10 protein-coding genes are annotated in these 11,314 nt (G+C 72.1%); 2 read left to right on the top strand and 8 right to left on the bottom strand.

What is annotated here, in order from left to right; genetic code table 11:
• Positions 1 to 685: 685 nt before the first annotated feature.
• Complete coding sequence (locus tag Ani05nite_RS19665; RefSeq protein WP_203770169.1) at positions 686 to 1,666, bottom strand: Gfo/Idh/MocA family protein; 981 nt, start codon at positions 1,664 to 1,666, stop codon at positions 686 to 688.
• 119 nt (positions 1,667 to 1,785) lie between these two features.
• On the opposite strand from Ani05nite_RS19665, the gene Ani05nite_RS19660 reads away from it, so the two are divergent.
• The gene (locus Ani05nite_RS19660) at positions 1,786 to 2,655 is read left to right on the top strand and encodes an NUDIX hydrolase (RefSeq protein WP_438845544.1); all 870 of its coding nucleotides are present in this window, start codon (positions 1,786 to 1,788) and stop codon (positions 2,653 to 2,655) included.
• Here the strand turns inward: Ani05nite_RS19660 and pstB are convergent.
• Genes pstB through pstS form a run of 4 tightly spaced genes read right to left on the bottom strand, consistent with a single transcriptional unit; the run spans position 2,652 to position 6,750 of the window.
• Positions 2,652 to 3,428, bottom strand: coding sequence for a phosphate ABC transporter ATP-binding protein PstB (gene pstB, locus Ani05nite_RS19655; RefSeq protein ID WP_203770167.1), 777 nt, complete (start codon positions 3,426 to 3,428; stop codon positions 2,652 to 2,654). The two genes, Ani05nite_RS19660 and pstB, sit on opposite strands and share 4 nt — an antisense overlap.
• 12 nt (positions 3,429 to 3,440) lie before the next feature.
• Positions 3,441 to 4,487 carry a phosphate ABC transporter permease PstA gene (gene pstA / locus Ani05nite_RS19650; protein ID WP_377880744.1) on the bottom strand — a complete coding sequence of 349 codons (1,047 nt, stop codon included), beginning with the start codon at positions 4,485 to 4,487 and terminating at the stop codon, positions 3,441 to 3,443.
• Between the two features lie 32 nt (positions 4,488 to 4,519).
• Positions 4,520 to 5,605, bottom strand: a complete 1,086-nt coding sequence (gene pstC / locus Ani05nite_RS19645; protein ID WP_203770163.1) for a phosphate ABC transporter permease subunit PstC — start codon at positions 5,603 to 5,605, stop codon at positions 4,520 to 4,522.
• A gap of 53 nt (positions 5,606 to 5,658) precedes the next feature.
• Positions 5,659 to 6,750, bottom strand: coding sequence for a phosphate ABC transporter substrate-binding protein PstS (gene pstS / locus Ani05nite_RS19640; RefSeq protein WP_203770161.1), 1,092 nt, complete (start codon positions 6,748 to 6,750; stop codon positions 5,659 to 5,661).
• A gap of 321 nt (positions 6,751 to 7,071) precedes the next feature.
• On the opposite strand from pstS, the gene Ani05nite_RS19635 reads away from it, so the two are divergent.
• A complete protein-coding gene (locus Ani05nite_RS19635; RefSeq protein ID WP_203770159.1) occupies positions 7,072 to 8,766 on the top strand; it encodes an MFS transporter in 1,695 nt (564 codons plus the stop codon).
• A gap of 1 nt (position 8,767) precedes the next feature.
• On the opposite strand, the gene Ani05nite_RS19630 is transcribed toward Ani05nite_RS19635, so the two are convergent.
• Genes Ani05nite_RS19630 through Ani05nite_RS19620 form a run of 3 tightly spaced genes read right to left on the bottom strand, consistent with a single transcriptional unit; the run spans position 8,768 to position 11,113 of the window.
• Positions 8,768 to 9,484, bottom strand: a complete 717-nt coding sequence (locus Ani05nite_RS19630; protein ID WP_203770157.1) for a VOC family protein — start codon at positions 9,482 to 9,484, stop codon at positions 8,768 to 8,770.
• 43 nt (positions 9,485 to 9,527) lie between these two features.
• Positions 9,528 to 10,394 carry a mycothiol synthase gene (gene mshD / locus Ani05nite_RS19625; protein WP_203770155.1) on the bottom strand — a complete coding sequence of 289 codons (867 nt, stop codon included), beginning with the start codon at positions 10,392 to 10,394 and terminating at the stop codon, positions 9,528 to 9,530.
• Positions 10,391 to 11,113, bottom strand: a complete 723-nt coding sequence (locus Ani05nite_RS19620) for a winged helix-turn-helix transcriptional regulator (RefSeq protein WP_203770153.1) — start codon at positions 11,111 to 11,113, stop codon at positions 10,391 to 10,393. The genes mshD and Ani05nite_RS19620 overlap by 4 nt, the downstream gene beginning before the upstream one ends.
• Positions 11,114 to 11,314 lie beyond the last annotated feature (201 nt).

Raw genomic sequence — 11,314 nt, 5'->3', positions numbered from 1 at the left:
TGGCGACTGGCTCCGGTGGCCGGTGGCCGGTGGCCGGTGGCAGGTGGCAGGTGGCAAGTGGCGCGGGCGCTGCGGGCGGCGGGTGGCGTGCGCTGCGGGCGGCGGGTGGCGGGTGGCGCGGGTAGCGGGTGGCGCGGCGCTACGGGCGGCGCATGGCGCGGGTGGCGCGGGAGCTGCGGGCGCCGGATGGCGCGGGTGGCGCGAGGCGGGTGGCGTGGGTGCCGTGGGCGGCGGGTGGGGGTGGAAGCACGCCGTCGGACCGCACCCGTCTCGCTGTCAATGGTCGCGCGGGTGGCCCAGGGCACCGGAGGCGTAGTGCATGGCTGGCGACGAGCGTGGCCGGCGGCGTGGTTGCGCAACTCGCGGTGTGGGTGCGTGACGGCGGGTGATGTGACTGCCGCCCTTCAGCGGGCAACGGCATCCGCTATCCCACCGCAACCTTGCTGTGGTTGTCCGGCTCGCGGTCAAACAGTGCTGACCACGGCCAGTCATCCACCACGGCGGCGAGTCCGGCTGGGGCCCACCCGCAGCCGTGCTCGCAGCCGATGGGTCCCTCCAGGCCAGATCTTGAAGCGCCGGCGCCCAAGAACCCGCCCCAACTCATCAAGATCCGCGAGGGCGGCAGACCGAAGGCCGGAGATCCGACGCAAGACGCCGGTGGTCGGCCGGTTGGTCTGTCCAGGGGTCAGGGGTAGACGACGCCGAGCTGAGCTCGGATGTCGTCCATCAGCTTCATCAGCTCCAGCGTCGTCGCGTGCGGCATCAGCGGGCTCTCCAGCAGCCCCTCCGCCAGGCACCGCTGCACCTCGGCGGCCTCGTACTGATAGCCGCTGCCCTCGAACGGGAAGCTGATCTCCTCCGGCTCGGCGCCCATCCGGTGCAGCCGGAACGAGCGGGGTACGAAGAAGCCCGGCGGCAGGTCGATCCGGCCGAGCGTGCCGGTGATCGACGCGCCGTTGCGGGTCTCGCCGACCAGGCTGCAGGTCAGCGCGGCCACGGCGCCCGACGCGTAGCCCAGCAGCATGCCGGTGTTGTCGTCCACGCCTTCCGGGGTGAGCCTCGCCCAGCTGTGCGCCGTCGCCGGCGCGCCGAGGATCAGGTGGGCCAGGTTGAGTGGGTAGACGCCGAGGTCCAGCAGGGCGCCGCCGCCCAGCGCGGGGTCGCGCAGCCGGTGCGTCGCCTCGAACGGGCCCTGCAGGCCGAAGTCGGCGTGCACCGCCGTCACCTCGCCGATCGTGCCCTCGGCGACCAGTTCGGCGATGCGGCGTACGGCGGGGTTGCAGCGCATCCACATGGCTTCCATCAGGAACAGGCCGCGGTCGCGGGCTTCCTGTGCCAGCCGGGCCGACGACGGGTGGTCCAGCGTCATCGGCTTCTCGCACAGCACCGCCTTTCCGCCCTCGAGGCACGTCATGGCCGCGTCGTAGTGGAAGGCGTGCGGGGTCGCCACGTAGATCACGTCGACCTCGGGGTCGGCGGCCAGCTCGGCCCAGGAGCCGTGTGCGCGGGCGAACCCGTGCCGCTCGGCGAACGCGGCGGCGGTCGCGCCGGTACGGGAGCCGACGGCGGCGAGTTCGGCGCCGGGCACGAGCGGCAGGTCGGCGGCGAAGGTGCCGGCGATGCCGCCGGTGCCCAGGATTCCCCAGCGGACGTTCTTCTCGGTCATGATCGCCACGGTATCGCCCGTGGGCGCCCGCCGCCGCCGGTCCGATCGGCGGTGGTGAGCGGGGCGGCCGGATGAGGCAGGATCGACGGGTGAGCCAAACGATGCCGCTGCCGGCGGCCATGCTGCAACGGGCCCGGGACTTCACCGGCCCTCCGGCCCCCGCGCGCCCGGCCGCGACCGTCGTGCTCCTGCGCCCGGCCGCGGCCGGCTTCGAGGTGTACGTCCTGCGGCGCGCGTCGACCATGGTCTTCGGTGGCGTCTACGCCTTCCCGGGCGGCGGGGTGGATCGCGACGACCGGCCGCGGACCATCGGGACCGACTGGCCGGAGCGGCTCGGCGTGCCCGAGGCGGAGGCGAAGGCCGTGGTGGGCGCCGCCGCCCGCGAGCTGTTCGAGGAGGCCGGCGTGCTGCTGGCCGGCCCGGCCGGCGAGGCGGAGGCCCGGGCCGGTGGCGCGGGCGAGGCGGAGGCCCGGGCCGGTGGCGCGAGTGCGGCGGAGGCCCGGGCCGGTGGCGCGAGTGCGGCGGAGGCCGGGACCGGCGGCGGGAGTGCAGGGGATGGCGGGCTGGTCGGGGATGTCAGTGGGGCCGACTGGGAGGCCGATCGGCTCGCCGTGCAGCGCCGCGAGTTGACGATGACCGAGCTGCTGGCGCGGCGGGGTCTGCGGCTGCGGGACGACCTGCTGCTGCCCTGGGCCCGGTGGATCACCCCGGAGTTCGAGCCCCGGCGGTTCGACACCTGGTTCTTCGTGGCGGTCCTGCCGCCGGCCCAGACGGCGCGGGACGTGTCCGGTGAGGCCGACCGGACCACCTGGGTCAGCCCGGCGGCCGCCAACGGCCTCACCATGCTGCCACCTACGCGCGTGATGCTGAACGATCTGTGCGCGTACGAAAGCATTGAAGGGGTCTGGACCGCGGAGCGGGACGCCGCCGCTCCCGTCATGCCCCGGGTGGAGCTGACCGAGAACGGCGACGCCGTGCTGACGATCTAGCCGAAGCGGCCGGTGATGTAGTCCTCGGTCTTCTTCTCGGCCGGGTTGCTGAAGATCTTCTGCGTGTCGTCGTACTCGATGAGCCGGCCCGGCTCGCCGGTCTTGTCGATCGAGAAGAAGCCGGTCTTGTCGCTGACCCGGGCCGCCTGCTGCATGTTGTGCGTGACGATGATGATGGTGAAGCGGTCCTTGAGCTTGAACATCAGGTCCTCGATGGCCAGCGTCGAGATCGGGTCCAGCGCCGAGCAGGGCTCGTCCATCAGCACGACCTGCGGCTCCACCGCGATGGTCCGGGCGATGCACAGCCGCTGTTGCTGGCCGCCGGAGAGGCCGGCGCCCGGGCGGGCCAGGCGGTCCTTGACCTCGTCCCAGAGGTTGGCCGACTTCAGCGACTTCTCCGCCGCGTCGTCCAGCAGCGACTTCTTGCGGACGCCGTTGAGCTTGAGGCCCGCGACCACGTTCTCGTAGATCGACATCGTGGGGAACGGGTTGGGCCGCTGGAACACCATGCCGATCATCCGGCGCACCGCGGTGACGTCGACGTCTGAGTCGTAGATGTTCTGGTCGTCAATGGTCAGCCGGCCCTCGATGCGGGCGTTCGGCAGCACCTCGTGCATGCGGTTGATGGACCGCAGGAACGTCGACTTGCCGCAGCCGGACGGGCCGATCAGGGCGGTGATCGTCTTCGGCTCCACGGTCATGGAGATGTTGTCGATCGCCTTGAACGAGCCGTAGTAGGACGAGACGTTGCTCGCCTCGATGCGCTTGGCCATGGGGGACACCTCTCAGGACAGCCGGTTGCGACGGGCGAGCAGCTTCGCCGCGATCGTGAGGACGAGGACCAGGGCGACCAGCGTCAGGGCCGCCGTCCAGGCGCGGTCCGGCGCGTAGCGGGAGGCGTCGCCGGCCTGCTGGTAGACGAAGAGCGCCAGCGACGACTGGTTGCCGGAGAACGGGTCGAAGTTGATCGCGGCGGCGCCCCCGGCCACCAGCAGCACCGGGGCGGTCTCGCCGGCGGCGCGGGCGACGGCGAGCATGATGCCGGTGACGATGCCGGGCAGCGCCGTGGGCAGGACGACCTTGAGGATCGTCTTCCACTGCGGTACGCCCAACGCGTACGCGCCCTCGCGCAGCGGCCCGGGCACCAGCCGCAGCATCTCCTCGGTGGACCGCACGATCGTGGGCAACATCAGCACGGTCAGGGCCAGGGAGGCGGCGAAGCCGGAGAAGCGGGGCGTGCCGTTGTTGAACCAGGGGCTGACGATCAGCACCCAGAAGGCCAGGATGAACAGGCCGGCCACGATCGACGGGATGCCGGTCATGACGTCGACGAAGAAGCGCACGGTCAGGGCGAACTTGCCGCGGCCGTACTCGACCAGGTAGATCGCGCCGAGCACGCCCAGCGGCACGGCCATCAGGGTGGCGATGCCGACCTGTTGCAGCGTGCCGACGATCGCGTGGTACGCGCCGCCGTTCGCGTCCCGGGCGCCGATGTTGTTCATCGAGCTGCCGAAGAAGTCCCCGTCGAGGCGGGCGGCGCCCTTCGAGACCAGCGTCCAGACGACCGAGGCCAGCGGCAGGATCGCCAGCAGGCAGGCGCCGTAGATGAGCGTCTTCCAGAGCCGGTTGCGGGCCGAGCGGCGGCCCTCGACCCGGGAGGCGGCGGCGAACATCCCGGCCAGGTAGAACGCCACGCCGAGCACGACGACCAGGACCCAGTTGCCGATGCCCAGGCCGTACACGACGGCGGCGGACACGGCGAGCGCGACGACGGCGATGCCGAGGTCGACCGGCCAGGGCAGCTTCTTGGACCGGATGTGGTCCGGCGTCATGACGACGCCGGGCACCTCTTGCTCGAGCAGACTCATGCGGCACTGTCCCGGAACTCGCGGCGGCGGTAGATGATCGCCCGCGCAGCCATGTTGACGACCAGCGTGATGGCGAACAGCACCAGACCGGAGGCGATCAGCGCGCCGCGCCCGGTGGCGTTGGCCTCGCCGAAGGTGTTGGCGATGTTGGCGGCGATGCTGTTGCCGCCGCTCTGGATCAGGTTGAACGAGATGTTGAAGACGATGCCGAGGGTCAGCGCCAGGGCGATGGTCTCGCCGAGCGCCCGGCCCAGGCCGAGCATGACCGCGGCGATGACGCCGGGCTTGCCGTACGGCACCACGGCCGTGCGGATCATCTCCCACTTGGTGGCGCCCAGGGCGAGCGCCGCCTCCTCGTTCATCAGCGGCGTCTGCTGGAAGACCTCCCGCGACAACGAGGTCACGATCGGCAGCACCATGATCGCCAGCACCAGGCTGCCCAGCATGATGGACCGGCCGAACGGCCCGTCGCCCCCGAAGATCGGCAGCCAGCTGAAGTACTTGTTGAGCCAGACCGACAGGTCCTGCACCGGCTCCCGGAAGACGTCGCGGCCCCACAGGCCGAACACGACGCTGGGCACGGCGGCGAGCAGGTCGATGACGAAGCCCAGCGGGTTGGCCAGCCGCCGGGGCGCGTAGTGCGAGAGGAACAGCGCGATGCCCAGGGCGATGGGCACCGCGACGATCAGCGCGAGCACCGAGGTCAGCACCGTGCCGAACGCCAGCGCGGCGATGCCGAACTTGGGCTCGGCGTCGTTGGGGAACCAGGCCTTGTAGGTCAGGAAGTTCTCGGTGTTCGCCTGCAGGGCGGGCACGGCCTTCGAGACTAGGAAGACCGCGATGGCGACGATGATGACCAGCACCATCGCGCCGGCCGCCGTGGTGAGGCCCCGGAAGCCGGCCTCCATGGAGAACCGCGCCTTGCGGGGCAGCGCGCCCCCGCCACCGAGCGGCGGTCGGCTGCCGTCGAGGTCGTCGGGAGGAATCGGCGAGACGCCGCTGCCGGCGGACCGGGCGTGACGTGCTGTCACGCTCGATCCACCGGCTCGGGTGCTCGCCGAGCGGGAGGGATAGTCACCCATGCGCTCGCTCGCTGTCGTCTAGGAGGGGGTCGGCGGGGTGGTGGACGCGGCGGTCAGGAGATGGCCGCGACCGAGGTCTCGACCTTGCTGCGCACGGCCTCCGGCAGCGGGGCGTAGCCCAGCTCGGCGAGCGCGGACTGGCCGCCGGTGCTGGCGGTGTAGCTCAGGAAACCCTTGATGGCCGCGGCCTTGGGGCTTCCCTTGCTGCAGGCGATCTCGTACGTGACCAGGACGATCGGGTACGCGCCGGCCTCGGTGGTGGCGTAGTCGATGTCGAGGGCCAGGTCGCTTCCGGTGCCCTTGACCTTGGCGCCGGCGATGGTCTTGCCCGCGCTCTCGGCGGTGAGCTCGGTGAACTCGCCCGCGCCGTTCTTGATCTTGGCCTTCTTCAGGTCGCTGTTCTCGGCGAAGGACAGCTCGACGTAGGAGATCGCGCCGACCGTGCTCTTGACCGCGGTGGCCACGCCGTCCGACTTGGCCGCGCCGACGCCGCCCGGGGCCTTCCAGGCCTTGGCGTTGCCGAAGGTCCAGTCCGCCTCGGCGGTCTTGCTCAGGTACTTGGTGAAGTTGTCGGTGGTGCCGGACTCGTCGGAGCGGTGCACGGCCTGGATCGCCGTCGACGGGAGCTTGGCGTCGGCGTTCTCCGCCTTGATCGCCGGGTCGTCCCACTTGGTCACCTTGCCGGCGAAGATCTTGGCCAGCGTCGCGGAGGAGAACTGCAGGTTCTCGACACCGTCGAGGTTGTAGACCACCGCGATCGGGCCGATCACCATCGGGAGGTTGAGCGCCTGGCCACCCGGGCACTTGGCGTTCGCCTGCGGCTGCTCCTCGGGCTTGAGGGAGGAGTCCGAGCCGGCGAAGTCGGCGGTGCCGGCGATGAACGCCTGGATGCCCGCGCCGGAACCGGTGCCCTCGTAGCCGATCTTGGCGCCCGAGCACTGGCCCTGGTAAGCCTTGATCCACTCGTCCATGGCGTTCTTCTGGGCCGAAGAACCCTGCGCCGTCAGGTCGCCGACCGCGCAGTTCGCGGACGCGGCGGAGGCGCCGCCGGCGGCAGGCGAGTCGGTGTTGTCAGAGCCGCACGCCGCGAGCGCGACAGACGCGGTCAAGGCAATGCCGGCAACGTAGAACCGCTGGAGCTTCACGAGTTTCCCTTCACGAATGTTGCAACTCCGGGCTCCGTAGTCCCGGCCGGCCGAACTCTCATCGGCACACCCGGAAAGCTAAGAGGGCGAGGTGACCGGCTCCCCGGGCCTAAGTGAACGCACGGTGAACAGGTCTTCGCCGGCCCGTTGCCTTTTCCCGAGGAGGGGCTGTCCGTTAAGTGAACCGAGGGCGCGACGCCTCATATGTCCGTTATTTTGTGTTCTCTTTCGGCCCTGGTTGACCGGCTCGGGACGCGTGGGACCGGCCGCTGTGAGGTAGCTGACCCCGTTCTCCCGCGGAGATAGCTGCATAATGCAGGTATGCGTACCGGCGACCCCGCGACCAGCCCGTTCCGCCAGCCGCGCGCCGTCTGGGCCGTGGCCTTCGCCTGCGTCATCTCGTTCATGGGCATCGGGCTGGTCGACCCGATCCTCCCCGCGCTGGCCACCGACCTGCACGCCACGCCGAGCCAGGTGTCCCTGCTGTTCACCAGCTACCTGGTGGTGACGGCGGTGGCGATGCTCGTGGCCGGCGCGGTCGCCAGCCGGATCGGGCCCAAGCGCACCCTGGTCGTGGGCCTGCTGGTCATCGTGGTCTTCGCCGCGCTGGCGGGCGCCTCCGACACGGTCGGCCAGATCGTCGGCTTCCGGGCCGGCTGGGGCCTGGGCAACGCGCTGTTCATCGCAACCAGCCTGGCGGTCATCGTGGCCTCGGCGAGCGGCGGCTTCGCGGGCGCGATCATCCTGTACGAGACCGCCCTCGGCCTCGGCATCGCGGTCGGCCCGCTGCTCGGGGGCGAACTGGGCAGCATCAGCTGGCGCGGCCCGTTCTTCGGGGTGGCGGTGCTGATGGCGATCGCGATGGTGGCGACGATCGCGTTCGTACCGGCGCTGCCGAAGCCGTCCCGGCCCACCTCGGTGACCGCGCCGCTCAAGGCGCTGCGCCACCGCGGCCTGCTGACCATGGGCGTCATGGCCCTGCTGTACAACTGGGGCTTCTTCACCATGCTGGGCTACGCGCCGTACCCGATGGAGCTCGGGGCGCACCAGCTCGGCCTGGTCTTCACCGGCTGGGGCCTGCTCGTCGCCGCCTTCAGCGTGCTGGTCGCCCCGCGGCTGCAGGCCCGCTTCGGCACGGTCAGGGTCCTCTACGCGAACATGGCGGCGCTGGCCGTCGTCATGGTGGTCATCGCGGCCGGCGTCTCGACACCCCGCACGGTCATCGTGGCCGTCATCGTCAGCGGCGCCTTCATCGGCATCAACAACACGCTGACCACCCAGGCGGTCATGCTGGTCGCGCCGGTCGAGCGCTCGGTGGCCTCCTCGGCGTACGGCTTCGTGCGCTTCATCGGCGGCGGGCTGGCGCCGTTCGCGGCCGGCCAGCTGGCCGACCGTTTCGATCTCAGCGTCCCGTTCTACCTGGGCGGCGTGGCGTTCCTGCTGGCCATCGCCGTGCTGGCCACCGGGCGCCGGCTGGTCACCGCGGCCGAGTCGGGCACCGGCTCACCGCTGACCCCGATCGGTGCGGCGGCCCCCGAGGACGCCCGGCCGGTGGTCGTGGCCGTCGGCGCGACGCCCGGCGCCGACGCCATCGTGGACGCGGCCGCGGCGCTCGCCCGGAACCTGGGCGCCCCGCTCGAGGTGGTCCGGGTGCGGGAGACCGCGGTCATCGAGGAGCTGGCCATCGAGCCGGAGGACGAGCCCGCCGCCCGGGCGGCGGTCACCGCCCACCTGCGCCGGCTGGCCGGTCAGGGGATCCCCGCGACCGGGATGCTGCTGACCAGCGTCGGCGACCACGCCGCGGCCGGCCGGGCGCTGGCCCGGCACGCGCAGGAGGTCGGGGCCCGCACGGTCGCGGTCGGCCGGTCCGAGCGCGGTCCCGCGGTGCAGTTCGCGGACGGCAGCTTCACGGCCGCGCTCACCCACGCGGCCGAGGCGCCGGTCGCGCTGGTCACGCCGGACGGGGCCCCGCACCCGCTCAACGCCGCCGTCCTGGCGGAGCTGCGCGGCGCCTGAGTCAGGCGTCGCCGGCGGGCAGCACGCAGAACTCGTGGCCGTCGGGGTCGGCCAGCACCACCCGGCCGGCCTCGCCCGGCCCGATGTCGACGCGGGTCGCGCCGAGCGCGAGGAGACGCTCCACCTCCGCCCGCTGATCGCCGCCGGCCGGCGGGGCCAGGTCGAAGCGCACCCGCTCCCGGCCGGTGTTCGGCCTCAGCGGCGGACCGCCCCAGGTGACCTTGGGGCCGCCGTACGGGGCGCGGATCGCGGTCTCCTCGTCCTGGTCCCACACCAGCGGCCAGCCCAGCGCCTCGCTCCAGAAGTAGCCGGTGGCCCGGGAGCCGTCGCCCGACAGCGCGCCGATGAACCCGCACTCGGCGAGGAACTTGTTGTCCGGCTCGATGACGCAGAACTCGTTGCCCTCGGGATCGGCCAGCACGATCTGCTGAGCCTCGGGCCCCTGGCCGACGTCCAGGTGCCGCGCGCCCAGGGCGAGCGCCCGCTCGACCGTCCGCTGCTGGTCCTCCAGCGACGTGCTCGTCAGGTCGAAGTGGAACTGGTTCGGGCCGGTCCGGGGCTGCGCGCTCGGCCGGAACCGGAGCCGGAACCCGGTGTCGTCGTGCGGCCGCAGGGTGGTGTCGCCGGCCGGCTCCCAGCCCAGCACGCCAGCCCAGAAGTCCGCGAGGCCGGGCGGGTCGTACGCGTCGAAGCAGAGCGCGACGAGCTGAGACGTCATGAGGCAGGACGCTAGGTGGCTGGCGACGGCCCCCGCAACGCAATTAGGCGCGGCTGTACATCACGTCGGTGGAGTGCACCTCGAAGCCCAGCCGCCGGTACAGCGCCACCGCCGCGGTGTTGGACTCGTCCACGTAGAGCAGGGCGTCCGCGAGACCCCGGCCCGCGAGATGACGGAGCCCGGCCACGCTGAGCGCCGCGCCCAGCCCGCGCCGGTGCCCGCCCGGGTCGACGCCGAGCACGTAGATCTCGCCGATCGCGGGCTCGTCACCCTCGGCCGGGTGCACCTTCGTCCAGTGGAAACCGAGCAGCCGGTCGTCGGCCGGGTCCACCGCCAGCAGGAAACCGGCCGGGTCGAACCACGGCTCACCGAACCGCAGCCGCAGGTCGCCCACCGTCCAGCGACCCTGCTCCGGGTGGTGGGCGAAGGCCCGGGAGTTGACGCCCAGCCAGGCGTCGTCGTCGGCGCCCGGCACGAAGGCGCGCACGGTGACACCCTCGGGCAGCGGAACGTCGGGCAGGCCGGCCAGCGACCGGCGCATCTGCCAGAGCACCCGGGAGCGGGTGAAGCCCGCCCGCTCGGCGAACGCCCGGGCCGCCGGCTCGTCGCCGTGCGCCCAGAACTGCCGGGGGCCGGGGCCGGCCGCGGCCAGCAGCGCGGTGCCGTGACCGCGGAGCCGGTGCTTCGGGTGCACCACCAGCTCGCCGGAGGCGCCGTCCAGGTAGGCGTACCCGGCCAGGGTGTCGTCCGCGTAGGCGAGCAGATGGGTGCGGCCGGAGCCGCGCAGGCCCAGGAGGCCGTCCTCCGACAGGGGGTGGACGCCGTCGGCCTCGTCCGCCGCGGCGGCCAACGTCAGGACGTCAGCCGCCTCGGCGGGGGAGAGCCGGTCCCGGGTCTGGACCTCGGTCATACCGGCAGCGAGACCGGCTCGTTGTCGGGGAGCTGGCGGCCCGACGGGGGAACCACGAACTTGTAGCCCACCTGGCGGACGGTGCCGATCATCGACTCGTACTCCGAGCCGAGCTTGGCCCGCAGGCGCCGCACGTGCACGTCGACCGTCCGGGTGCCGCCGAAGTAGTCGTAGCCCCAGACCTCGCGCAGCAGCTGGTCGCGGGTGAAGACCCGGCCCGGGTGCTGGGCCAGGAACTTCAGCAGCTCGAACTCCTTGTACGTGAGGTCGAGCGGGCGGCCCTTGAGCTTGGCCGCGTACGTGTCCGGGTCGATGTTGAGCTCGCCGGCCCGGATCGAGCCGCCGGCGCCCGCCGTGGCGTTGGTCAGGCGGCCGACCGCCAGGCGCAGCCGGGCCTCGACCTCGGCCGGGCCCGCGCTGGCCAGGATGACGTCGTCGACACCCCAGTCGGCGTTGAGGGCGATCAGGCCGGCCTCGGTGACCACGGCCATCAGCGGGACGCCGATGCCGGTGGCGTGCAGCATCCGGCAGGTCGCGCGGGCCTCGGAGAGCTCGGAGCGGGCGTCGACCAGGACGGCGTCCGGGCTGGGTCCGGAAACCAGAGTGCGTACGTCGCGAGGCGCCGTACGCACGGAGTGGGGCAGCAGGTCCAGCGCGGGAAGCACAGCGGAGGGCTCACCTGCGCGTGCCGTCACCAACAGGAGGATTTCCACACTCACCTCGATCCTCGCGGCTCGACGGCCGCTCGGGTGACCCGGTCTGCACAGCTCAGGGCTGCGCCACCGGTAGGACTTGTCCCGGCGTCACCGACGGGTGGGCTGGGCTTACCTTAACCGATGCAGTAGCCCGGAGTCCCTGCTCGCAACGTCGAGTGATGTGAACTACGCCCCGGAGGTGGCCGAACGGCCGAATCGTGATCG

Origin of the sequence: Actinoplanes nipponensis, from assembly GCF_016862275.1 — a bacterium.
Classification (GTDB): domain Bacteria; phylum Actinomycetota; class Actinomycetes; order Mycobacteriales; family Micromonosporaceae; genus Actinoplanes; species Actinoplanes nipponensis.
The sequence above is the reverse complement of the archived record's forward strand: the minus strand, read 5'-3'. Positions and strand labels throughout refer to the sequence as shown.

Excerpts from the sequence above, each read along its gene's own strand:
- Ani05nite_RS19660 (WP_438845544.1), top strand. The coding sequence starts at position 1,786 with ATGCTGCAACGGGCCCGGGACTTCACCGGCCCTCCGGCCCCCGCGCGC.
- mshD (WP_203770155.1), bottom strand. The coding sequence starts at position 10,394 with ATGACCGAGGTCCAGACCCGGGACCGGCTCTCCCCCGCCGAGGCGGCT.
- Ani05nite_RS19665 (WP_203770169.1), bottom strand. The coding sequence starts at position 1,666 with ATGACCGAGAAGAACGTCCGCTGGGGAATCCTGGGCACCGGCGGCATC.
- Ani05nite_RS19635 (WP_203770159.1), top strand. The coding sequence starts at position 7,072 with ATGCGTACCGGCGACCCCGCGACCAGCCCGTTCCGCCAGCCGCGCGCC.
- pstA (WP_377880744.1), bottom strand. The coding sequence starts at position 4,487 with ATGACGCCGGACCACATCCGGTCCAAGAAGCTGCCCTGGCCGGTCGAC.
- pstC (WP_203770163.1), bottom strand. The coding sequence starts at position 5,605 with ATGGGTGACTATCCCTCCCGCTCGGCGAGCACCCGAGCCGGTGGATCG.
- pstB (WP_203770167.1), bottom strand. The coding sequence starts at position 3,428 with ATGGCCAAGCGCATCGAGGCGAGCAACGTCTCGTCCTACTACGGCTCG.
- Ani05nite_RS19630 (WP_203770157.1), bottom strand. The coding sequence starts at position 9,484 with ATGACGTCTCAGCTCGTCGCGCTCTGCTTCGACGCGTACGACCCGCCC.